Source organism: Flagellimonas rhodophyticola (assembly GCF_049332665.1).
In the GTDB taxonomy this organism is placed as follows: domain Bacteria; phylum Bacteroidota; class Bacteroidia; order Flavobacteriales; family Flavobacteriaceae; genus Flagellimonas.
The window spans coordinates 3,596,335-3,619,869 of sequence record NZ_CP186326.1; the positions used below are offsets into that span (position 1 = coordinate 3,596,335).

The 23,535-nt window shown below is 38.7% G+C and carries 26 protein-coding genes; 10 read left to right on the forward strand and 16 right to left on the reverse strand.

Features of this window, described 5'->3' with window-relative positions:
* Positions 1-30: 30 nt before the first annotated feature.
* Positions 31-1,308: a replication-associated recombination protein A gene (locus tag ACOKFG_RS16225; protein ID WP_298791487.1), complete on the forward strand. Its 1,278-nt coding sequence runs from the start codon at positions 31-33 to the stop codon at positions 1,306-1,308.
* Here ACOKFG_RS16225 and ACOKFG_RS16230 read toward each other — a convergent pair.
* The 6 genes from ACOKFG_RS16230 to radC form a co-directional block, all read right to left on the reverse strand.
* Positions 1,305-2,003: a hypothetical protein gene (locus ACOKFG_RS16230; protein WP_298791489.1), complete on the reverse strand. Its 699-nt coding sequence runs from the start codon at positions 2,001-2,003 to the stop codon at positions 1,305-1,307. The genes ACOKFG_RS16225 and ACOKFG_RS16230 overlap by 4 nt on opposite strands.
* Positions 2,004-2,160: 157 nt before the next feature.
* Positions 2,161-3,615: a DUF5723 family protein gene (locus ACOKFG_RS16235; RefSeq protein ID WP_298791491.1), complete on the reverse strand. Its 1,455-nt coding sequence runs from the start codon at positions 3,613-3,615 to the stop codon at positions 2,161-2,163.
* Positions 3,612-4,163, reverse strand: coding sequence for a hypothetical protein (locus ACOKFG_RS16240; RefSeq protein WP_299486404.1), 552 nt, complete (start codon positions 4,161-4,163; stop codon positions 3,612-3,614). Before ACOKFG_RS16240 ends, ACOKFG_RS16235 begins: the two co-directional genes overlap by 4 nt.
* 56 nt (positions 4,164-4,219) lie before the next feature.
* Complete coding sequence (locus ACOKFG_RS16245) at positions 4,220-4,906, reverse strand: YjjG family noncanonical pyrimidine nucleotidase (protein ID WP_299486406.1); 687 nt, start codon at positions 4,904-4,906, stop codon at positions 4,220-4,222.
* Complete coding sequence (locus ACOKFG_RS16250; protein WP_422861609.1) at positions 4,899-6,194, reverse strand: polysaccharide deacetylase family protein; 1,296 nt, start codon at positions 6,192-6,194, stop codon at positions 4,899-4,901. Before ACOKFG_RS16250 ends, ACOKFG_RS16245 begins: the two co-directional genes overlap by 8 nt.
* 5 nt (positions 6,195-6,199) lie before the next feature.
* The gene (gene radC, locus ACOKFG_RS16255) at positions 6,200-6,898 is read right to left on the reverse strand and encodes a RadC family protein (protein WP_298791499.1); all 699 of its coding nucleotides are present in this window, start codon (positions 6,896-6,898) and stop codon (positions 6,200-6,202) included.
* Between the two features lie 52 nt (positions 6,899-6,950).
* Between radC and ACOKFG_RS16260 the strand changes: the two genes are divergently transcribed.
* Positions 6,951-7,400 (forward strand): DUF1569 domain-containing protein, encoded by a 450-nt coding sequence (locus ACOKFG_RS16260; RefSeq protein WP_299486410.1) that lies wholly within the window; start codon positions 6,951-6,953, stop codon positions 7,398-7,400.
* A 9-nt stretch (positions 7,401-7,409) separates the two neighbouring features.
* Here the strand turns inward: ACOKFG_RS16260 and ACOKFG_RS16265 are convergent, their stop codons facing one another.
* A complete protein-coding gene (locus ACOKFG_RS16265; protein WP_299486412.1) occupies positions 7,410-7,571 on the reverse strand; it encodes a hypothetical protein in 162 nt (53 codons plus the stop codon).
* Between the two features lie 88 nt (positions 7,572-7,659).
* Entirely contained in the window at positions 7,660-9,015 is a 1,356-nt protein-coding gene (locus ACOKFG_RS16270) for a UDP-N-acetylmuramate--L-alanine ligase (RefSeq protein ID WP_422861610.1), read from the reverse strand.
* Positions 9,016-9,111: 96 nt separating this feature from the next.
* On the opposite strand from ACOKFG_RS16270, the gene ACOKFG_RS16275 reads away from it, so the two are divergent.
* From ACOKFG_RS16275 to ACOKFG_RS16290, 4 genes are all read left to right on the forward strand, one after another.
* Positions 9,112-9,585, forward strand: a complete 474-nt coding sequence (locus ACOKFG_RS16275; RefSeq protein ID WP_422861611.1) for a cupin domain-containing protein — start codon at positions 9,112-9,114, stop codon at positions 9,583-9,585.
* 22 nt (positions 9,586-9,607) lie between these two features.
* Entirely contained in the window at positions 9,608-9,919 is a 312-nt protein-coding gene (locus tag ACOKFG_RS16280) for a cupin domain-containing protein (RefSeq protein ID WP_422861612.1), read from the forward strand.
* Between the two features lies 1 nt (position 9,920).
* Entirely contained in the window at positions 9,921-10,706 is a 786-nt protein-coding gene (locus tag ACOKFG_RS16285) for an SDR family oxidoreductase (protein WP_422861613.1), read from the forward strand.
* Positions 10,707-10,798: 92 nt separating this feature from the next.
* Positions 10,799-11,173 carry a DoxX family membrane protein gene (locus ACOKFG_RS16290; protein ID WP_299175603.1) on the forward strand — a complete coding sequence of 125 codons (375 nt, stop codon included), beginning with the start codon at positions 10,799-10,801 and terminating at the stop codon, positions 11,171-11,173.
* A 61-nt stretch (positions 11,174-11,234) separates the two neighbouring features.
* Here ACOKFG_RS16290 and ACOKFG_RS16295 read toward each other — a convergent pair whose 3' ends face one another.
* The 8 genes from ACOKFG_RS16295 to ACOKFG_RS16330 form a co-directional block, all read right to left on the reverse strand.
* Entirely contained in the window at positions 11,235-11,957 is a 723-nt protein-coding gene (locus tag ACOKFG_RS16295; protein WP_299175605.1) for a LytR/AlgR family response regulator transcription factor, read from the reverse strand.
* Positions 11,954-12,922 carry a sensor histidine kinase gene (locus ACOKFG_RS16300; protein WP_422861614.1) on the reverse strand — a complete coding sequence of 323 codons (969 nt, stop codon included), beginning with the start codon at positions 12,920-12,922 and terminating at the stop codon, positions 11,954-11,956. The genes ACOKFG_RS16295 and ACOKFG_RS16300 overlap by 4 nt, the downstream gene beginning before the upstream one ends.
* Positions 12,923-13,062: 140 nt before the next feature.
* Positions 13,063-13,272, reverse strand: a complete 210-nt coding sequence (locus ACOKFG_RS16305) for a hypothetical protein (RefSeq protein ID WP_298791519.1) — start codon at positions 13,270-13,272, stop codon at positions 13,063-13,065.
* A 232-nt stretch (positions 13,273-13,504) separates the two neighbouring features.
* Positions 13,505-15,559, reverse strand: coding sequence for a prolyl oligopeptidase family serine peptidase (locus tag ACOKFG_RS16310; protein ID WP_422861615.1), 2,055 nt, complete (start codon positions 15,557-15,559; stop codon positions 13,505-13,507).
* A 164-nt stretch (positions 15,560-15,723) separates the two neighbouring features.
* Entirely contained in the window at positions 15,724-16,248 is a 525-nt protein-coding gene (locus ACOKFG_RS16315) for a DUF4136 domain-containing protein (protein ID WP_299486420.1), read from the reverse strand.
* A gap of 63 nt (positions 16,249-16,311) precedes the next feature.
* The gene (gene obgE / locus ACOKFG_RS16320; RefSeq protein WP_422861616.1) at positions 16,312-17,313 is read right to left on the reverse strand and encodes a GTPase ObgE; all 1,002 of its coding nucleotides are present in this window, start codon (positions 17,311-17,313) and stop codon (positions 16,312-16,314) included.
* Between the two features lie 12 nt (positions 17,314-17,325).
* Positions 17,326-17,844 (reverse strand): GNAT family N-acetyltransferase, encoded by a 519-nt coding sequence (locus ACOKFG_RS16325; protein ID WP_422861617.1) that lies wholly within the window; start codon positions 17,842-17,844, stop codon positions 17,326-17,328.
* 21 nt (positions 17,845-17,865) lie between these two features.
* Positions 17,866-18,975, reverse strand: coding sequence for an adenylate kinase (locus ACOKFG_RS16330; protein ID WP_422862197.1), 1,110 nt, complete (start codon positions 18,973-18,975; stop codon positions 17,866-17,868).
* 118 nt (positions 18,976-19,093) lie between these two features.
* Between ACOKFG_RS16330 and purK the strand changes: the two genes are divergently transcribed.
* The 4 genes from purK to ACOKFG_RS16350 all read left to right on the forward strand — a co-directional run bounded on the left by purK (position 19,094) and on the right by ACOKFG_RS16350 (position 23,533).
* Positions 19,094-20,254: a 5-(carboxyamino)imidazole ribonucleotide synthase gene (gene purK / locus ACOKFG_RS16335; RefSeq protein WP_299486424.1), complete on the forward strand. Its 1,161-nt coding sequence runs from the start codon at positions 19,094-19,096 to the stop codon at positions 20,252-20,254.
* Positions 20,251-20,742: a 5-(carboxyamino)imidazole ribonucleotide mutase gene (gene purE, locus ACOKFG_RS16340; RefSeq protein WP_298791530.1), complete on the forward strand. Its 492-nt coding sequence runs from the start codon at positions 20,251-20,253 to the stop codon at positions 20,740-20,742. The genes purK and purE overlap by 4 nt, the downstream gene beginning before the upstream one ends.
* Positions 20,743-20,798: 56 nt before the next feature.
* Positions 20,799-22,829: a M3 family metallopeptidase gene (locus ACOKFG_RS16345; protein WP_422861618.1), complete on the forward strand. Its 2,031-nt coding sequence runs from the start codon at positions 20,799-20,801 to the stop codon at positions 22,827-22,829.
* Between the two features lie 149 nt (positions 22,830-22,978).
* Positions 22,979-23,533, forward strand: a complete 555-nt coding sequence (locus ACOKFG_RS16350; protein WP_298791651.1) for a sigma-70 family RNA polymerase sigma factor — start codon at positions 22,979-22,981, stop codon at positions 23,531-23,533.
* The last annotated feature ends 2 nt before the right edge of the window (positions 23,534-23,535 follow it).

Genomic DNA, 23,535 nt, shown 5'->3' on the forward strand with positions numbered 1-23,535 from the left:
CTCCTATAAAATTATCTTATTTTTATCAGCATGAATGAACCCTTGGCGGAGCGGATACGTCCAAAAACTTTAGAAGATTATATAAGTCAACATCATTTGGTGGGCGAAAATGGATCATTAACCCATCAAATTAAGAATGGCATAATCCCCTCTTTGATATTGTGGGGTCCACCTGGAACCGGAAAAACTACCTTGGCCAACATTATTGCCAACGAAAGTCAAAGACCTTTTTATACATTAAGCGCTATTAGTAGTGGTGTTAAGGATGTAAGGGAAGTTATAAACAAGGCCAAGCAGGCCGGTGGTCTATTTACTTCAAAAAATCCAATTCTGTTTATTGACGAAATTCATCGATTCAGTAAGTCACAGCAAGATTCGTTGCTGGGTGCGGTCGAAAAAGGCTGGGTCACCTTGATTGGAGCTACCACTGAAAACCCAAGTTTTGAGGTGATTCCTGCGCTTTTATCTAGATGCCAGGTCTATATTTTAAATCCGTTTGAAAAAGAAGATTTAGAATCGCTGCTGAATAGGGCCATGAAAACAGATCCTATTCTAAAGTCCAAAAAGATAACGCTAAAGGAAATCGAAGCCCTGCTCAGGCTTTCTGGCGGTGATGGACGTAAACTTTTGAACATTTTTGAACTCATTGTTAACTCTGAGACGGGAGAAAAGGTTACAATTACCAATGACCTAGTGCTTCAAAAAGTGCAAAAGAACACCGTACTATATGATAAGACGGGTGAACAGCATTATGATATTATTTCCGCCTTTATTAAGTCTATTAGGGGAAGTGACCCCAATGCTTCAGTATATTGGCTGGCCCGGATGATAGAAGGTGGTGAGGACGTAAAGTTCATTGCCCGCAGAATGGTGATACTGGCATCTGAGGATATTGGAAATGCAAACCCTACGGCACTTGTGTTGGCAAACTCAGCATTTCAAGCAGTAAATACCATCGGGTATCCAGAAGCTCGGATTATTTTAAGTCAATGTGCTACCTATTTAGCCAGTTCCGCAAAAAGTAATGCTAGTTATATGGCTATAAAAAGTGCGCAGCAAAAGGTACAAGAAACGGGTGATTTATCTGTTCCGTTGGCGATTAGAAATGCTCCAACCAAATTGATGAAGGACATAGGATATGGCAAAGGGTATGATTATGCTCATGACCACAAGAATAACTTTGTGGAATTTGAGTTTTTACCAGATGAAATTTCAGGAACAACTTTTTATAAACCCGGAAAGAATCCAAGGGAAAAAGCCATTAAGGAATTTCTTGAAAAACGCTGGAAGGATAAATACCGGTTTTAGAACTTAATATTCAATTCTTTTGTTTTTCCGTCTCCATCTGCATACTCCAAAATCCATTTTCCATCTTGTTTGGTTAGCATGCCATTTTTACCATCATGGTTTACCAAAAAGATTTCATCTACGGAGGTTTTCATCAATTTCATGACTACTTTGGGAGTACTATCAACAAGCTGATATCCATTCTCTGTGGGTTGTGCATACAAAATACCTTTTTGAATAGGTTTTTCGCTAGTCGACCCCTTTACGTAAGATGATTCTTCTGGTTTGACACTTTTATAGGTTTGATTTTCAGGAGTGGTCTCTTGAATTACAACTTCTTCTTCCGGTTTTTCTGGCAACTGCTTTACATCGTTCTTAAAACTAACAGTAATAGGTTGCTCTTTTTCGGTTTTCTTTTCCTGTTCCTTCGAAGGTGTGTAGACATAATCCATCCCCTGGAACGAGATAAAACATTCGTTTAGGACTTCTTTATAGGCACTTTTATAATCTTTCACCTTACTATGGCCTTCAATAGTACGAAAGACTTCGTTCAATTGGCAATCTTTAAGGACAAGCACCGTTTTGGTTGCGAAAAGTGAGGAATTATCCTCAAGATCAGCAATCAATCCTAAACATCTGTTATTTGCTAAGTCTCCCGGAAGGGCATCATCATAAACAGCATTAAAACCATTTTGTATCAAAAGATGCTTAACCATGGTGCTGGTTTGATGTCGGTTTGGGACTTTGTAAGCATCAAATTGCTTAGGCACAATTATGTACTTATATTTATTCAATTGTGCACTCATCGACATGCTTAGACTTACTGTAAATACAGCTAATATTAATATTCTCAGTTTCATATAATGTGACAAATCAATTATCGTTCCAAGATATAATATTAAATCCGAATTGTAAAGAAGCGTAGTGGCTGTCAGCAATATTTCGGTAACCCAATAGATTATCTCCCAACATGTAAAAGTTAATAGGCCCCAGTTGAAGATTTAGGCCTAACCCTATATTGGTCAATGAGTATTTATCAGCAGTATATGTGGTTTTAAATGAAAATCCCCTGCCCAATCTCTTTTGAAAAAAGCCTGTTACCGCCGCTTGAACGCCACGCGGACGTTTCATAAAAAATAACTGTCCTCCAAGGCTATTTCTGTAGAACGCGTCATTTTGGCCTCCTTGGGCATTGACTCCGCAACCACAGTTCTCATCAAAAACACCTCCTTCGCCAAAATTATATCGTATGGAACCATAAACTTTTAATGGTCTAAAGGAAATGTAACCCTCATCGTTTTCCTCATAAGGCAAGGCCTCCTCCAACTCATCAACCAGATCTTCCCAAAGGTTATTGTTCAGGTCTGGTATATCCTCTGGTAAAAAGACTGTTATTCCTTCGTTGTTCGCACTTCCTCTTACCGTGTAGTTTTTAATATCCTTGGAATTATATATAAATCCAAGATCCAACATACTTCCCGTTATTGTGGTTTGAGGATTTAATTGATATGTAAACCCTGCATCAAATCCAAGCCCTAAATTACCTCCGAAAAGCACTCTTTTCATGAATAATTTGGTCAAATCCCTTTGTGTTGTTCCTGTATCCTCTTCCAAAATATCTATTATGCCTTCCACACCGGATGTTTGGAGCTGCATATCGGCCGTGATACTGGTTGAATAGATATTGTCCTGCCCCTGAGTTGTCCTAAAAGACCCCGAGTTCTGAATGGTTTGAAACTGGAATATACTTGAATAAATCTTCGCTCTAGCTCCCACGGTTAATGTATTGCTAACCTTTCTGTTCACCCCAAAGTGAGTCACATTGACCATTTCCCCACGCAAGCTAAGATCACTGAGGTCAAAACTCCTACCTATATTGTTGCCGCCATTACCTTCAAACGCCAAAATGGCTAAATCTTTTGGCCAATACACAATAATATCGGTCTCTCCGTACATTCCAAAGCTATAATAATCATCTGGTCTGTTCTTCCCTCTAAAGCCAATATTAATTCCATCAATCTGACTTGTTGTACTGAAGTCATCCTTTCTGCTCATTCCGTCTATCAGCCTCTCCCTAACTTTAGTAGTGAAATCGATACCATCATCCGCAAACAGGTCATTTACCGTGACGCCGCTTGTTCCAACCTGAAAAGACAATCCTGACAATACAGGAACTCCAATATGCCATTTCTGAAAGGTCTTGACTCCAGGGTTTACCAACAATGATTGCGGAATCTCATAAAAATCATATAGCAATTGCTTGTTTTGGGCCTGTAAGAACATGCCCATAAACAAAATGGCCCAAAGTATGCTACGCGGAATTCTCATTGTAATCTGAATGTAAATTCTGCGGCGGACCGTAAAATCAATTTGGGGTCTGGCAATGAAGAAACACTTGCTGAGTCGCCAAGATTGCTTGCACTTATCCTGAGTCCCGAAGTTGTAGTCAGAATTTCAATATTTTTACCGCCCGGACCATAGAACACTTCGAGTGAAAATAAGGGTGCCGGAGCTTGGTCTACATCAAATACTTGGGCATCCAGCACATTCCCTTCGGCATCCAAAAATTCAATGGTTATGTTAAGGTCTTTACTTGTCGTATTTTCAATTTCATAGGTGATTGTCCCTTCCAATAAGCGTTCCGCCACAAACTCTTCGTTAAAAGCTTCAAAATTGACAATCTGGGAATAAAAATCAGTAAAGTTTCCAACTGCATTTATGTGCTGTTCTTCGGATTCAAGGTAGAATATGCTCGAAGCAACGGTTGGAGTGACTTCTAAATCGTCAAATTGGTTAAAATCCTGTTTTTCAGCGCATGAAAAAATAAGAAAAAGGGCAATTACCGCCAGCAGAGGTGGAAAAAATAGTCTTCTCATAGGTTAAAAAGCATTTCTAGTATAACAATTGAGGCTGGCTATGCCCTATTATAACTTTATAAAATGCTTTTTATTTCAATAAGACTATCAATCATTTTGCATATATCGTGAACAGGTTCTTTGTGCGCATTAAAGTGCAGAGCGTGCAACCCTGCGGATTGGGCTCCAATAATGTCTGCCTCAAGGCTATCCCCGATCATCAATGCTTTTTTTGGAGCAACATCAGCTTTTTTCAAAGCCAATTCAAAAATATATGGATGTGGTTTTTTGACACCCGCTGTTTCAGAGTTTATTACATGGTCAAAATAATGATGGATTTTAGAACCCTTTAGTTTTTTCTCTTGAATCTCCTGGAATCCATTTGTAATAATATGCAGATTGTAATGGGGTGACAGGTATTCCAAAACATCTTGGGTGTGTGGAAAAAGATGGGTGAAAGAAGACAAATGTTCAATATAATCATCCGCTAACCCATTAATCAATGCATCTGAAACGGGAACATCTATTTTGTCAAAGGTTTTTTTAAGCCTCATATAGCGTAATTCTGATTTGCTTATTCTATCTTCTCGATACAACTTCCAAAATTCCAGGTTAATCGGAATATACGTACTTAGAAAGTCATCCAGTTTCACCTTCAGTTCTTTCTCTTTTAAAATTTTTTGAAATGTGAGGGCCGAATTTTTTTCAAAGTCCCATAAGGTATGATCTAAGTCAAAAAAAATGTCGGTAATATCACTATACATAGTACCGCTTTAAAAAGGCTTGATAAAGTTCGAACCAATTGATTTTATGCTCACTTCCTAGTAATTCGTTGGAAAAAACAGCAATCAAATCTCCCTTTACTTGTTTGACTTGCCTGTACACCTGATCCATGATTTCAAAAATTTCATCTTTTCGCTCATAATTAACAAGGGCATAGTCATGAATTGCAAACGGATGTACTTTCAATGGTTGGCGCACTTCCATGTTGATGTCATAAAAATAAAAAGGGGTGCAAGTGCCTGCCCTAAAACCTATTTCATGAGTATATCCCATAGAAAAATCGTCTGTAAACTCTGTTTCTATTAAATTTCTATAGGTGCTTGGGACATTAACACGGTTGTACCTCAATCGAGAAAAGGTAACAGGTCTATTGATCAAATCGGCCAAAGTCCTCTTCTCTTCTTTCAAAACCTTTTTATCTGTTGAGGACAAAAACGAAGTGCTCAAAGAAACCTCACTATAATCCGCCACCGATTTTATTAGGTAGCGAAATTTGTTATTATTGGCTGAAACATTTTTGTCATGCGCCGAATATTTGGCCAATTGAAAAAAGAACATGGTTTTTATGGGAAACTTTTTGTGGATTTCAATCAACTCATAAAAATTGTTATAAGGGTCCTTTTTAATCCCCAAAAAGACTGAAAATCGTTTTACCATCGATTTCAGTTTAAACTTTCCAAGATCAAGCAAAAACCCACCTAAACTTCTTGTAAATCCTCTTAGAGCATAGCAATGAGAGGTGGTTACATTGATTATAGAGGTAAAGGAATACGTCCTCTTTTTGGTTTGAATATCCGGAAAACGCTCTTTTAGAGCCAACAATAACCTTTGAGCCCACATATCAATAACAGGTTGTTGTAAAAACCCATTTTGATAGGCTATACTTTCCTTGGCAGGAAACCTACCAACACTATCTTTAACATGGGGCAGGTACTCCTCATAGCGACTCAACAGAAAAAAACTGGCCGAAAATATGTCATAAGGAATTGCACTGCGTTCACCGCATGAAAAAAAACAGGGTACCCCATCCCATACGGATACTTTTATCTCCAAATCATTTATTCCTTGCTCAAAAAGTAGATCATTGCTGCGAATAAAAAATTCATTCTGCAAGGGCTGCTTTGAATAAGTGATTTTTGGTCCTGAATGTTTAATAAAGTCTTCAACCTTAGTGGTGAATGTTACCTCAATCCCCAATATCCTATCAAAAAGTTGCCTGGTGGTATAGGTCAACCGATTTGTGATTTTATGTGTGTATATCAATAACATATCTACTAAAGTATTCCCTTATCTGCAAAACTCAGATAGTTGTGCTGTGTCAATATTAAGTGATCTAATACTTTAATATCTAAGGCTTCCCCGGCTTTTTGCAATTTTCTTGTGATTTGTTTATCGGCTGCGCTCGGTTTTATGGTTCCTGAAGGGTGGTTATGCGCCAACAGGATACCAACTGCTCCCAAGTCCAAAGCTTGTTTCAGCACCAATCGCACATCCACAAGAGTACCAGTGATACCCCCTTTGCTCAATTGCGATTTGTGTATAATCTTATTGGAATTGTTCAAATAAACAATCCAAAATTCTTCGTGCTCCAATTCTCCCATTAACGGATATAGCAGTTCAAAAGCGTCTTTACTACTCGATATTCTGTATATTTTTTCTGCATCATCTCCTCTTCTCCTTCTACCTACCTCTAAAGCTGCAGCTATCGAAACCGCTTTGGCTTCGCCAATACCTTTAAATTGTTTGAGTTGATTCACCGAAAGTTTCCCTAGCTCATTTAAATTATGGTTGACCGATGCCAAAATACGTTTAGAAAGTTCTACAGCACTCTCCCTTTTATTGCCAGAGCCTATTAAAATGGCTACCAGTTCGGCATCCGAAAGCACGGAACGCCCCTTTTGCACCAATTTCTCTCTGGGCTTGTCGTCATCTGCCCAATGCTTAATGGAAAAGGATGCGATTTTCTCTTGCATAGTCTAAATATATAAGATTATTTTATGTAATTTATTACAGAAATCATCTCAAATGAAATCACTCTTTGAAACCGAGTCTCATTCTGAAATTTTGAGTCGCATCAATACGTTGAACGAATCTTCAAAAGGGTTATGGGGTAAAATGGAGGTTGGCCAAATGCTTCTTCATTGTCAATTTCCATTGAATTTGGCATTGGGAAGATATGAAATGAAAAAGCCAAACCCAATTATGAAACTAATTTTTAAAAGTTTCAAGAAAGGTCTGTATAACGATTCTGTGTGGAAACCCAATATGCCTACGGCCAAACCATTTAAGGTCGTGGATAAAAGAGAATTTATAACGGAAAAAGAAAAACTAATTACTGCTGTAAACGATTTTCATCAAGAAAAGAGTAAAAAGGAATGGGATCCACATCCAGCTTTTGATCATTTTACTCCCGAACAATGGGGTAAAATGCAGTACAAGCATTTAGACCATCACTTACGACAATTCGGTGTTTGATTTCCTTACTCAACGAGTCTCATCCTCATCTTGAATTTCTTGACGTTCAATTTTAGGGCGGGAATCATTTATCATTCTATCTTCTTCCAAAACAACGTTGGAAATGCCAAGCATAAAAGCAGCTAGCAGAATAGAAGTAAGTCGTCGAAGTCTTTTCGGCAAGGTTTGCATAAAAAAAAGGATAGGCGATTTCACCTGAAATAGGAGTCAATTACCGTTCCACCATGCAATCGACTGACAAATTGCCCCTTAGGGCATCTTACAAGAAAAGTGTTTTGACCTTTTCAAAATCCAATCCCCCATAATTTCCAGAACTCATCAACAGCAATGTAGAGTTGTCGAAATTCTTGGCAAAAAGGTATTCTTGAAAGGCTCCGGGGTCGGTAAAAATTTGAACATCATCTCTTTTTAATGCTTCGGAAATTTGATGCTCCGTTACTTCTGCCAGTTGTTTAATCTTAACCGCATTGGGGGAATAGAAAACCACTGCTTCATCAGCTGCATCCAAGGCACCTTCATATTCCTTTAGGAATTCCGCGTTTAAACTGCTATAGGTATGCAACTCCAAACAGGCTATCAATTTTCTATTGGGGTATTGTTCTTTAACAGCCCCGGTAGTTGCCTTAACTTTACTGGGAGAATGTGCAAAATCTTTAAAAGCAACTTTTTCTGTGTTTTCAGCGATTTTTTCTAAGCGTTTTGATGCTCCTTTGAATGAGCCAATGGCTTCATAAAAATCATCCTCGTCCACACCCATATTTTGACAAATCCATTTAGCACCCGCCAAATTATTGAGGTTATGCTGTCCAAATATTTCAATGGGCATTTCTCCTTCAGGAGTATCTAATAAAGTGACACCATTCTCCACGCGATAAGATGGTGTCGTGTAAGGAAATTTTCGAATTGAATTCTCAGAACGCTCTACCACTGTTTTCACCGCTATATCCTCTTCATTGTAAGTTATTGAACCTCCTCTAACAATTCCATCAACAAAAATTTGGAACTGTTCCACATAATTTTCAAATGTTGGAAACACGTTGATGTGGTCCCAAGCAATCCCGCTCAGCAGTGCTATATTGGGTTGATACAAATGAAATTTAGGCCTTCTATCGATGGGTGACGACAAATATTCATCGCCTTCCAAAACGATAAAATCATTTTCTTCAGTAAGATGTACCATACGGTCAAAACCCTCTAACTGCGCTCCCACCATATAATCCACGGAAATATCATGATAGTCCAACACATGAAGAATCATCGAGGTGATAGTGGTCTTGCCATGACTTCCACCAATCACGACCCTTGTCTTGTATTTGGATTGTTCGAATAGAAACTCAGGATAAGAGTATATTTTTAACTCCAACTCTTGCGCCCTTAGCAACTCTGGATTATCCTGTTTGGCGTGCATTCCCAAAATCACCGCATCTAAGTCCGTTGTGATTTTTTCTGGAAACCAGCCAAATTCCTCGGGCAGTAAACCTTTTTTTTCCAAGCGGCCTTTGGATGGTTCAAAAATAACATCATCACTCCCTGTAACCCTGTACCCCTTATGTTCCAGGGCCAGTGCCAAATTGTGCATAGCGCTTCCGCCAATGGCAATAAAATGGATTTTCATCGCTTCGATTTATCGATCAAAAATAGACATTGACAATGCCAATACAAACTAAGATATAATCTTATTAATTGCTAACTTGGTTTAAAATTAACCACTATGAGACATTTTGTATGTTGTTTATTACTTTCTCTGTCTTCCACTATATCCGCTCAGAATGCTGATTATCCAATCAAATCATTCTTAGAAGAAGGAGTTAAAGCTCCGAATACACATCATTTAGGAGAAGCATGGCTAAACTTCTTACTTCAGGAAGAGGATGGACTGGACTACAATATTACTCAAGCGACATTTAGTCCAAATTCAACTTTAGATTGGCATAAACATAGTACTCCCCAAGTATTGATTGTGTTGGAAGGAAAAGGATATTATCAAGAGAGAGGAAAAGATCCGATAATTATAAAAAAGGGAGATGTTATTCAATGCCAAAAAGACACGGAACATTGGCATACATCATCCAAGGACAGCAAGGTATCCTATCTCGCCATTTACGGAAACTCCCCAACTATTTGGACTGAAAAAGTCACGAGGGAATACTACGACAGCGTAACGAAAAAAATTGACCAGAAATAAAATCAAACAAGTATCTATTAATATGAATTTAGAAGATATTCCTAGCAAAGAAATTATACCCGGCTACCACGGCAAACTCGTCCATGGAGAAAAAATGAGTTGGGTTTTTTGGGATGTGGAAAAAGGCGCACAGGTGCCTGAACATCATCATGTTCATGAACAAATCATGCATGTTGTGGAAGGTAAATTTGAGTTCACTGTTGGTGGGAGCACCAATATTCATGGCCCTGGGGATGTTGTACTAATTCCTTCAAATGTTCCGCATGGCGGAAAAGCATTGACCGCATGCCGACTTATGGATATTTTTAGTCCCGTAAGGGAAGAATATAAGTAGTATGAAGATATCTTTTTTAGGAAAAAATGCCCTTGTCGGGGGAAGTAGCAAAGGTATTGGAGAAGCCATAGCTAGACAGCTTGCTGAAAGTGGAGCCAATGTGACCCTGATGGCCAGAAATGAAGAGCGCCTGAAAACAATTGTGTCAGAATTGCCGGTGGAACCCGGACAAAAGCATCAATATCTGATTGTTGATTTCTCGGATTTTGAAGTTTTCAGTACAAAACTCAGTTTATTTTTTGCTGAAAATGATGTCGATATTCTCATCAACAACACCCAAGGTCCGGAAGCTGGGGGAGCATTGGAAAAAAAGGTGGCCGATTATCAGAACGCCTTTGACCTGATTTTTAAATCAGTTGTGTTTACAACGGAGTTGGCGCTAAAAAACATGCAAAAAAATCAATGGGGCAGAATCATAAATGTGGCCTCAATTTCCGTGAAGGAACCTCTCAACTATTTGGCACTATCCAATTCTATAAGGGCAGCGGTAGTAACTTGGGCCAAAAGTCTAGCCATTGATGTAGCCAAAGATGGTATCACCGTAAACAATATCCTTACCGGATATTTTGATACCGACCGTATTGCCCAACTGAATATCAAAAAGGCTGAAAAAATGGGTGTAACTCCCAAAGAGGTTCGTTCTGCAATGGAAGCACAAGTGCCTATGCAACGTATTGGTGACCCGGCCGAATATGGATATTTGGTCTCATTTTTGGCTTCACAACAGGCAGCGTACATCACTGGCACCAATATTCCTATTGACGGCGGACTATTGAAATCCTTGTGATTATTTTCAAAATAGAAGTGATACCCCTATAAAATTATCGAATTCATAAATTTTAGTTAATTTTATTGCTTAACCACTAAAAATTCAACTTTATGAATTCAAAAGTTTCTATGGTGGCGCGCATCCTTTTAGGTTTGTTCGTTCTTACCTTTGGCTTAAACAAATTCTTTGGGTTTATCCCATTTGGGGAAATGCCTGAAGCCGCCACAAATTATTTTGTTGGTGTTGGCCCCACTCATCTTCTAGAGATTGTAGGGATTATTGAGATTTTAGCAGGTCTTGCCTTTATTTTGAACAAGTATGGCGCTTTGATGGCCGTTATCCTTATGAGTGTATCGGTTAATGCAGTATTGTTTCATGCTACATTGGCTCCCGAAGGCATTATGGGCGCTCTAATACTTATTGTTTTAAACATCGTTGTTCTTATGGGCTATAAGGACCGGTACAAAGAGATTTTACGAGCTTAAATATGATAAAAAGGCCTTCTTTAAGAAGGCCTTTTTTGTTTCTACAACATTCGTTTTTTGATTATAAGCTCATTTTATCCTTGAAGATGTAGGATTGTCTTCGAGAAACTTCAATTTCCTCTCCATTTTTCATTTGGAGTTTTAGTTTACCATTGAACCATGGTACCACTTGATTGATGTAATTGGTATTGACTATCTGTTGACGGTTAGCTCTGAAAAAACACTGATTAGGTAATTTTTCTTCAATTTGGTTAAGCGATTTGTACAACATGGGTTTTTTATCTTTAAAAAATACCCGGGTATAGTTTCCTACAATCTCAAAATGGGAGATTTCACCAATCTTAACCAACCAGCACGCTTCCCCATCTTTTATAAAGATTTGGCTTGTTTCCGATAGTTTTGATGAGTTCTCCTCTTCTTGCTTTTCGTCCAACCTTGCTTTAACCTTATCCAAAGCCATGGCAAAGCGCTTTTCATTTATAGGCTTCAGTAGATAATCCAAAGCATTGTATTCAAAGGATTTTATCGCATACTCATCAAATGCAGTTGTAAATACAGTTATTGGCACATTGTCCAACATTTCCAGTAATTCAAAACCATCCTTTTCGGGCATATTGATGTCCAAGAAAATTAAATCTGGGGTTTGCTTTTTAATAAGCTCAAACCCCATGTCCACATTTTCCGCCTCACCTACAAGCTCAATCTCATCGTGTTTTTTAATGAGTTCTTTAAGCTCATTGCGGGCCAACCTGGAATCTTCTACAATAACCGTCCTAATTTTCATTCCAATGGTATTTTAATATCCGCCACTACTTCACCATCAATTTCTTGCAAACTGAATGATGCTTTATCCGCATATAGCAACTTTAACCTTTGCTTAATATTTTTAAGCCCTAATTGGGTGGTGTTTTTTTGAATTCTTAGCCTTCCTGTATTCTTTACTTTAATTTTTATGAGTCTATCCTCCTGTTTTGCCTCCAAAACAATTCTACCTCCATCTTTTAAGTTCGAAATTCCGTGCTTGGTGGCATTTTCTACTAGCAACTGAATGATCATCGGTGGAATTTGAAGTTGCAATACACTTTGATCAATGTCCTTTATAAACTCCAAACGGTCTTCGAATTGAATTTTTGACAGGTCAATATAATTGTCCACAATTTCCAACTCTTCTTGTAATGAGATGGAATTCACATTATTCTTGGTAAGTGAATACCTCAAAATCTCCGAAAGTTTGGTCAACATATCCCTTGATTTTTCCACATCTTCCAACATCAACCCTCTGATATTATTCAAGCTGTTGAACATAAAGTGTGGATTTATCTGGCCCTTAAGGGTATTTAATTGTGCTTGTTTTAGATTGGTGCTCAATTCAAGTCGTTCAATTCGGTCTCGATTAAGTTTCAGGAGCAGCTTAATGACCAAATAGGTAATTGTCCACGCTCCTACTATAAACAGCGAGTTGATGATATGTATAAACACCCCATCGTACATTTTAAACATTTGAATTTCTTCCTCGGTAAGACCTGGTCCGTATTTGGCGTATACATACCCAAACATGAAATTCAATCCGCCAAAAATGATACAGGTAATCAAGAGCGACACAACTATTTTCGTCAACTCCTTTATCCCAAAAGCCTCAAAACTTATGTTTCGTTTTAGATACCACCTTAATATCGAAGTGGAAAAGACACCGATTAAAATTCCAAAAATTATGGAGTAGACAATAAGCTCAGTGCTTATTTTTCTCATTATAAAAATGGAGAGGCAATTGATAAATCCCCAACCTAAAAATTGGAGTATCCAAAAAGAATAGTTGTTTTTTTTTCTACTAAGATCCATTCGTCAAATCGTCAATTATCCAAAAATAGTTTTTGTTGGAAGAAGTGAATTTAGGGATTTGCGTCTATTCTTTTCTTTTTCAAGTCAGTGCAACAGCTTTTTTCGGGTTTTAAAAATGCTATCCACATAAAGGTCGAGCCTGTGTAAAAGAATGGAAAAAAGTCAATATCCCAGTTGTTCCATTTACCTAAAAGAGCAAAAGTGGTCAATAGGACTCCAATAATAAAAATAAACTTCTGTGTTTTATTTAGTTTTTTCATCTGTATGGTTTTTAAACTGCTAATTCTTAAACAAGAATGCTGATAAGTAATGTGATCAGTAATTTGGCTAAAGTTATCATCGTAACCGTCTTTTGATATTTATACACCAAAAATACACTGCTAACACGCGTAGGGAAAGAGGATTATGACCAGTGGTATATTTGACATTATGAACGGTAAGCATAAAAAAAGGAGCCTAAAAAGGCTCCTTTTATTGTTTAGTTTTAACCAATTAGTCTTTGAGTGGTGTTGGTATTTCTTGTTTGTTCAGATGCTTGGCATAGAAGCCCATCATGGCTTTATAGAGCTCTAATCTGTTTTCTTCCTTTCCAAAACCGTGACCTTCATCATATTTGACCATATAAGGAACATCGTATCCTTTTCCACGCAAGGCACTTACGATTTGGTCGGATTCATCAATATTAACCCTTGGGTCATTCGCTCCTTGAACTACAAATAGTGGTTTCTTAATTTTATCTATTTGATATACTGGAGATACTTCCTCCATAATCTTTTTTTCCTCGGGGTTATCCTCATCATACCAAATTTCTTTGATGATCTTTAAATAAGGCTTCCAATATGGAGGAATGGTTTTCATAAAGGTGAAAAGATTGGAAACACCCACATAGTCTACTCCACAGGCATATAGGTCCGGCGTTTTGGTTAGTCCCCGAAGAACGGCATAGCCTCCATGACTACCTCCATAAATGGCGGCTTTACTACCATCTACCCATCCTTGATCTATTACATATTGTAATCCATCTTCAACATCATCCATTGCTTTTCGTCCAATTTGCTTAAATCCTGATTCCAGGAACTCTCTTCCATACCCTCCGGAAATACGGAAATTAACTTGTAGCGTGGCATACCCTCTACTCGCAAACAATTGTGACTCTGGATTGAAACCCCATGAGTCCCTTATTCCTTGTGGACCACCATGAGGATTTACAATAACAGGTACTTTTTGCCCGGCCAAGGCAGCCTTTGGTAAGGTAATATAACCGTGCAAAGTAATTCCATCCCTGCTTTGAAAAGTGATAGGTCTCATTTCAGACATATCCTCTTCTCGCAATTGAGGCATGGTGTTATAGAGCTCCTTAAGCTCATTTTTAGCTACATCATACGCATAATATACCCCATATAGACGATCACTATCCACATAGACCATAAAGAGATTTTCATCTTCGGTGGTGTCTAACACACGATATTGTTTCCCCGGAAGTTCCGTTTTCATTTTAGCGTCCAACTTTTTGTAAGGTGCGCTTATTGGGACCACAATACTTTTTTCTCCCTCAAAGGAAAAATAATCGATGGAATAGTTCCCGGTACGTGATAGTCCCAAACCTTGAACATCATAATAATCGTTGGTAAAAACTTTCTCTATAACCTTGTCCTCTTTTAGGTCGTAAAGTACTATTTCGGCCTTATCACTTTGCAAGTTTGAAAGTACATAGGCATCGTGTGGATTTTCCGTTGCATAGTTAAAATCCAAAATGTTGAAGTTATCTTTCCAGTTAAGGCTTTTCAGCAACCTATATGCTCCGTTTCCATCTTCATAATAGACATCTTGCTCAACACCATCCCTAATCTTGACATAGCCTTTTAAGTTTCCGTCCTTATCAAAGTTGTATCCAAAAATGGGGTTGTTTGGATCATCATTGCTAAAAATCTGATTTAGCTCGCCCGTATTCAAATTAACTTTGTAGGGTTCAAAGACCTGAGGGTTGTTTTTATTCATGGAAACAATGATGTTATCCTTGTCCTCTCTCAATAGCTCAGTAAACTGGGCACGGACTCCATCAAAGGGAGTAAGGTCTTTTAAATTGCCTCCGTCAAGGTCAACGGCATAAATATGGTAATTTTCATCACCGCCCTTGTCCATGGAATAATAGAGTCTACCATTGTTAAGCCATCCGTAACCTCTTACCAATTCATCCTTTTCTTCTATAGCTCTTTTTGATACTCCTGTTGCAATATCCTTCACATAGATATGCTGTTTCCCGTTTTCATCGCTTTCTCGGTACGAAAGGTATTTTCCATCAGGAGAAAATCTGAAAGTAAAGGCCTTGGGATTGGCAAAGTAATCTTCTACAGTATATCTGTAATCACCTTCATCTAAAGATGCTAAAGAAATAAGTTCATCATTGGAGCTGACCAATTCTGGTTTGCCCGGTAAGCTTTGTTCTTCTTCAGGACTACTTGTTTGTTCCTGTCCATAAGTGGTCAATCCTGTAAACAAGAACAGCAGGGAGCCACAAAGAAGTTTAAAATTCAATGTTGTTTTCATAAGTGTTGAATTAATCGTTTTTGATTGAAATTTGTATTTAATCTTTAATATGACCGTTTTTTTGAGCTTTTGTTACAAATTTTAACGGTAAGTAAATGTAGTATGATATGCTCCAAGGTACAATTAGCTTATGATAAGCGGTAAATTAGCTTTGATAAATGGAATTATCTTTTTTCGGGTGGAAACTTGGAAAATACTTTTTTTACAACCGCTCTTAATCTATCTTCCCGAACACTCGGAGAAGCATTCTCGCGATATCCACTTTCACTTGTTGCCTGCCAGAACAGGGCATCTCTTTGTGCATCGACAAAATCAAATTGTATTTGACGTTGAATTCCGGAATTCCCTAAAGGCAATCCAACCGAAATGCCACCCCCTACGTTACGGCCGGTTCCGCCTACTCCAACGCCAACTGCATTGTTAGGTGCATTGCGATACTCGCTGCTAAGGATATTTACGAAAAAATCGGGCTCCTCCGCCAGTAAATACCCTTTGGATTGCAATGTTGAGTCCAAAGCACGAATCAAACGCTTTTCATCAAGTTCGCTCAAACCTGATTCAATATCGGAGAAGTAATTGTAACTGGCATAACTTGAAAAGTTCGTTTTCTTGTCATAGTCATAGTTCACCCTCACACCTGCACATGAGAGCAATAGACCGCATACCCCTATCAAAAAAAAGCACCGCATGATCAATTTTCAAATACCTTTAAAATTAATCAATATTCACATTCAAAAAAGAAATGGAAGGGGTTATTCGTTCAACAGCTTCCAGAGCCCATCTTTAAGCTCCTGTATTCCTTGTTGGGCAACGGAAGAAATAAAAAGATAGGGAATGTCTTCCAAATCCTTATCAAGTTCAATCATCATTTCGGCGATGAGTTCATCATCCAGCATATCGCTTTTGGAAATAGCAACCAATCTTTCCTTATCTAAAAGCTCTGGATTGTACCGTCGTAGTTCGTCCAGCAAAATCTCATATTCCTTTGAAATGTCATTGCTGTCCGCTGGAATCAGGAAAAGTAAGGTGGCATTTCTCTCGATATGACGCAAAAAATAATGCCCCAACCCTTTGCCTTCGGCAGCTCCTTCTATGATTCCGGGAATGTCTGCCATCACAAAACTCTTAAAATCACGATGCTCTACAATACCTAGATTGGGCTTTAATGTAGTAAACTCGTAATCCGCAATTTTAGGTTTAGCAGAAGTCATTACAGAAAGTAATGTAGACTTTCCGGCATTGGGAAATCCGACCAAACCAACATCTGCCAATACTTTTAACTCAAGGGTGACCTGGGATTCTTGTCCTGGAATACCAGGTTGTGCGTATCGTGGAGTTTGATTCGTAGGGCTTTTAAAGTGCCAGTTGCCCCTGCCACCTTTTCCGCCTTCGGCTACAATCTTTTCTTCTTGGTCTTCAGTAATCTCAAACAGCACTTCGTTGGAATCAGTATCTCGAATTACTGTTCCGAGCGGTACCTCCATATAGACATCGGCTCCATCGGCACCGGTACTTCGATTTTTGCTTCCGTGTTCTCCGTGACCAGCCTTAAAATGCTTTTTGAACCTATAATGCACCAAGGTCCAAAGATTCTTATTCCCTCTTACAATAACATGTCCTCCGCGACCACCATCTCCACCGTCAGGTCCGCCTTTAGTGATATACTTTTCGCGATGAAGGTGCACAGAGCCTTTACCCCCATTTCCGGAGGCTACATTTACTTTTACATAATCAACAAAATTACCCTCGGTCATTGTTCCAACTATTTAGCTTTTTTGAATTATGTAGATGATATTTTCCTCTTCAGGTTCACTTTTTTTATTCATGCAAAGTGGAAAGTCATTCATCGCTGTTAATTTTTCAACTGCTTTTTGAGAACGAAAATTATCCTTTGCCACAAAAAACAAAATTCTATTCACATGTCGAAACGCATATTCCATCATCAATCTTTTCACCGCCATGTTATAGTTCCCTCCCCAATACTTTCGGATTAAAAATGTCCATCCAATTTCCACAGCATCCTCAAAATTGGCTCGCACTTTAAATCTTGAGCTACCGATAATCGTATTTGCCACTTTATCCTGAATAACCAAACATCCTTTTGAATTCAAAGAATCCTCAAAAAAATCCTTAAAACCCGGCATAGTGCATCTTTTTTTATCAGGATGCTGTTCCCAGATACTTGGGTCGGAAGCCGCGTTGAAAAGCGCGTCAAAATCTTCAGCCAGTAAGGGTCTTAAATCAACTAAGTTGTTGCTCAAGTGAGGCTGTAGATCAAAACCCATCGGTACGTTTAATTTAGAAAATCAAGAAAGCACATCGATTACCTTGCCCAACCGGTCGGTAATCTCTGTAATCTCCCCAATTCCATTTACAGAATGGAATTTCCCTTGTTTTTCATAATAGGCTCTTAAGGGAGCTGTTTTTTGATTGTATTCATCAAAACGGTTGCGAATTTTACCCTCATCTTGATCATCTGGGCGTCCACTATCCTTTCCTCTTTCTAACAACCGATTCACCAAAACATCGTCATCAGCCTCTAGAGCGATTGTCGCATCTACCTGCATGCCTTTGGATTCCAAAAAGTTATCCAAGGCTTCGGCTTGCGCTGCCGTCCTAGGAAAACCGTCAAAAATAAAACCAGCAGCCTGCGGGTTTTTCTCCACTTCATCCTTCAGCATGTCTATGGTAACCTCATCTGGCACCAAATCTCCTTTGTCCATATAGGATTGGGCCAATTTGCCCAGCTCCGTTCCATTTTTTATGTTGTATCGGAACACATCTCCGGTAGAGATATGTTTCAAATTGTATTTTTCTTTTAAAAATCCCGCTTGGGTACCCTTGCCAGCGCCCGGCTTTCCAAAAAGCACTAGGTTGATCATATGTGTTTGGTTTAATTGGTATACTTCTCTCAAATTTCTTCCTAATTCATTATAATCCAGACCATATCCTACTATAAAGGTATCTGGGATTTCAAGGCCAACATAATCTATTGCATATTCCCCATTATAGACTTCTGATTTGTAAAACAATGAAGCTATCTTAAATTCCTTCACATTGGTTTGGGAAAACAAGTGCACCAGCTTCTTTAGAGTTCGTCCGGTATCAATGACATCTTCTAAAATGATAACACTTCTACCCTCAATATTCTCAGGCACATCCAATAAGGTCTCCACAATACCTGTTGATGTCAAGCCCTGATACGAGCTCAACCGAACAAAAGATACTTCGCAAGGGTGCTGATAGGCCTTTAGAAAATCGGAAACAAACATAAAAGCCCCGTTAAGGACACCAACAAAAATTGGCACCTCATCTTTATAGTCATTAGCGATTTTGGCGGCCATTTTATCAACGGCTTCCAAAATCTGACTCTCCCCTAAATAGGGTTTGAACACCTTGTTATGAAGCTTTATCAACTTGTCGTCCATTTAAATAGGTTGGCAAAGATAACATTTTTAGGGTCTCTAATCCCTTTGGTTTTTTATCCCTTCGCGGAATTCATGTATTTTTGCTTTCATTCCAAATCACGGACCAATGCGTTTTTTTTCTTCCAACTTTAAACTTGGAATTTTAGGAGGAGGTCAATTAGGCAAAATGTTGCTTTATGAGACCCGAAAATGGGATATTCAAACCAAGGTTATGGATGCTTCAGATGAAGCTCCATGCAAAATAGCTTGTGACCATTTCGTTAATGGAAGTTTGCTTGATTTTAATGCTGTTTATGCTTTTGGAAAAGATGTTGATGTACTTACCATCGAAATTGAAAATGTAAATGTGGACGCGCTTGAAAAACTGGAAGATGAAGGCGTGAAAGTGTTTCCACAAACCAAAGCACTACGTATTATTCAAAACAAAGCAACCCAGAAGCTTTTTTATACGGATAACGATATTCCGACCTCACCCTTTACTCGATTTGCCTATACTTCTGAAATTGAGGATAGCATTTCCAATGGAGGGCTACAATTTCCTTTCGTATGGAAAAGTGCCCAGTTTGGATACGATGGACAAGGCGTAAAAGTGGTACGGCAGCTTGACGATTTAAAAGGATTGCCAAATGTAGAGTGCATTGCTGAGGAAATGGTCCATTTTAAAAATGAATTGGCCGTGATCGTTGCACGAAGCGAAAAAGGAGAAGTGGTAACCTATCCCGTGGTAGAAATGGAATTCCATCCGGAAGCCAATCAGGTGGAATACGTTATTTGCCCCGCTAGAATTGAAGATCATGTTTCTCGGAAAGCGCAGGAAGTAGCGCTTATGGTCTCGGAATCCATTCAACATGTAGGATTGCTTGCTGTCGAAATGTTCCAAACCCAAGATGATGAAATTTTGGTGAACGAAGTAGCGCCGAGACCACACAATAGTGGACATTACAGTATTGAAGCAAGCTATACCAATCAATTTGAACAGCATATCCGCGCCATTTTAGGATTACCTTTGGGCAAAACAGACAGTAAAGTGGCTGGGGTGATGGTAAATTTGGTGGGAGCAGAAGGACATACCGGAAATGTTGTTTATGAAAATATAGAATCCATATTAGAAATGGAGGGCGTTACTCCGCACATTTATGGCAAAAAACAAACACGTCCTTTCCGAAAAATGGGACATGTGACCATTGTAGACCAAAACATGGCGCGAGCAAGGGAAATTGCGCAAGAAGTAAAGCAAACAATTAAAGTTATAGCAGAAAAATCATGAGCAAAGTAGCAGTTATTATGGGAAGTACCAGTGACCTCCCGGTTATGCAAGATGCAGTTGATATTTTAAAAGGATTTGACATTGAGGTTGATGTGGACATTGTATCGGCACATAGAACTCCTGAAAAACTGTTCGATTTTGGAAAGAATGCCCACAAAAATGGATATTCCGTTATTATAGCTGGTGCCGGAGGTGCTGCGCACTTACCCGGAATGGTTGCATCTCTTTCGCCGTTACCCGTAATCGGAGTTCCCGTAAAAAGCAGTAATTCCATTGATGGGTGGGATTCCGTCCTTTCCATTCTTCAAATGCCCGGAGGTGTTCCCGTTGCTACAGTGGCGTTGAACGGAGCAAAAAATGCAGGAATCTTGGCTGCTCAAATCATCGGCAGTGCCGACAAATGTGTTTTGGACAAAGTGGAAGTCTATAAACAGGGGCTTAAAGAAAAAGTCATTAAAGGGGCTGAAGAAGTCAGAAATAAAAAATAAAGCCTCCTAACAGGCTATTCCAAGCAAACAAAAACTAGTTATCCCAAAAATATATAATGAGCAACCCGCTATTAAACTCATTTGACCAGGCTCCTTTTGAGCAAATAAAAAACGAGCATTTTAAGCCAGCTTTTATTTCAGCAATTGAAAGTGCAAGAAAAGAGATTGATGCTATTACAAACAATTCAGATGCGCCCACATTTGAAAACACTTTGGAGGCTCTAGATTTTTCAGGAGTGCAATTGAATAGGGTTTCAAGCGTGTTTTTCAACCTAAATTCAGCAGAGACGAATGCCGAAATTCAGAAAATAGCGCAAGAAGTATCGCCTTTGTTGTCGGAATTCAGTAATGACATTACATTGAATGAAAAGCTTTTCCAGCGCATAAAATCTGTCTATCAGCAAAAGGATAGTTATGAACTGTCACCTGAACAACGGACCCTTTTGGAAAAAAAATATAAAAGTTTTAGTCGCAACGGAGCGAATTTGGCCGAAGCCGAAAAAAAGCGATTGCGTGAAATTGACGCTGAACTCTCCAAACTAAAATTGAAATTTGGAGAAAACATACTCGCCGAAACCAATAAATATGAGTTGTTATTAACCAATGAATCAGATTTGGATGGATTGCCCGAAGGGGCAAAAGAAGCAGCCGTCCAACTTGCAAAATCAAAAGGCAAAGAAGGCTGGCTGGTAACGTTGGACTACCCCAGTTATATTCCATTTATGAAATATGCCAAAAACAGGGAATTGCGCAAGCGATTAGCGCTTGCTTTCGGCAGTAAAGGATTTCACGGCGACGAATTGGACAATCAAAAAAATGTGCTTCAAATTGTTTCTTTGAGGCATGAAAGGGCCAATCTTTTAGGGTACAATACCCATGCTGACTTTGTTCTGGAAGAACGTATGGCAGAAACTCCAAAAAAAGTGTTGGGGTTTTTGAATGAATTGCTTGAAAAAGCAAAGCCAGCTGCTCAACGAGAATTTGCAGAGCTTGAAACCTACGCAAAAGACTTGGACAATATTGATCAATTGGAAAAATGGGACAGTGCTTATTATTCAGAAAAATTGAAACAAAAATTGTTTGATTTGGATGATGAAAAGCTCAAACCCTATTTTAAGCTTGAAAATGTCATAGATGGGGTTTTCAAAGTAGCTGAAAAGTTATTTGGACTGACTTTCAAAGAAGTTTTTGATATCGAGAAATACCACGAAGAAGTTAAAACTTTTGAGGTATATGATTTGTCCGATAATTTTATTTCACTGTTTTATGCCGATTTTCATCCTAGGCCTGGTAAACGAGGTGGGGCGTGGATGACATCATACAAATCGCAGTATCAGTTGAATGGTAAAAACAGTAGGCCGCACATCTCCAATGTTTGCAATTTTACCAAACCCACGGAAACCAAACCTTCATTACTTACCTTTAATGAAGTAACCACATTATTTCACGAGTTCGGGCATGCTTTACATGGTATGCTAGCCAACACCACCTATCCTAGTTTGTCGGGCACTTCGGTTTATTGGGATTTTGTAGAATTACCTAGTCAGATCATGGAAAATTGGTGCTACGAAAAAGAGGCACTCGAACTGTTTGCTTTCCACTATGAAACAGGTGAATTGATTCCTATGGAATTGGTCAAAAAAATAAAAGATTCTGCCACCTTCCAAGAGGGCTTGGCAACCTTGCGTCAATTAAGTTTCGGTTTCTTGGATATGGCATGGCATGGAACGAATCCTTCGGACATAACTAACGTCAAAAAATATGAGACCAAGGCATTCGAGGGAACCAATCTATTTCCAGAAACAAAAGAAACCTGCATGAGTACGGCTTTCGCTCATATTTTCCAAGGCGGTTATTCCTCTGGGTATTACAGCTACAAATGGGCCGAAGTTTTGGATGCTGATGCATTCGCTTTCTTCAAAGAAAATGGCATTTTTAATAAAGATGTAGCTGACAAATTCAAAGACCATGTACTCTCCAAGGGAGGAACAGAAAATCCGATGGTTCTATATAAACGTTTCAGGGGAGCTGAACCTAAAATTGAACCTTTGTTGGAAAGAGCTGGGTTGATTAAGAAAGCAGATTAGACTGTTTTTAACTCGTTTTCATAGTGTTAATCTTTATTTAAAGTCTAAGATCATGAACTTTTCGTGATACTTTTTAAAGTCGTTTGTAATGGACAAAACATCGAATCATTAACTAAAATCCATTACTTTTGGTACTTCTTGAAAAAAAAATGGTGACGCACGAACTTCAACCTGAAAACTGGATAGATCAATATGCAGATTATCTCTTTAATTATGCGGTAGCTCGTGTAAGTGATGCAGAAATTGCAAAAGATTTAGTACAAGAAACTTTTTATGCCGGCTTAAATTCGGCAAAAAATTATAAAGGTGATGCCGCCGAACGCACATGGTTAATCGCTATTCTAAAGCGAAAGGTTATCGATCATTATCGAAAGATAAATTCAAAAAAAGGTAAGGCGGAAGTTAGGGTCAATTACAATGCTAGCTCCGACTCAGAAGGAGATTGGCTCGAAGAACAAGTTGCTGACCCGTTCGGCAAAGGTGGTGATGACACCATTGAAAACGAAGAACTCGGTCTGGCAATTCAAGAATGCATTTCAAAACTTCCAAAAAAACAATCCTTGGTTTTTAAGATGAAGACTATTCAAGGAATGAGTACGGAAGATATTTGTAATGAACTCGGAATTAATCCGTCCAACCTATGGGTAATGATCCATAGAGCCCGAACTGCTCTTATGGGTTGCCTGAATCAAAATTGGTATTAGTT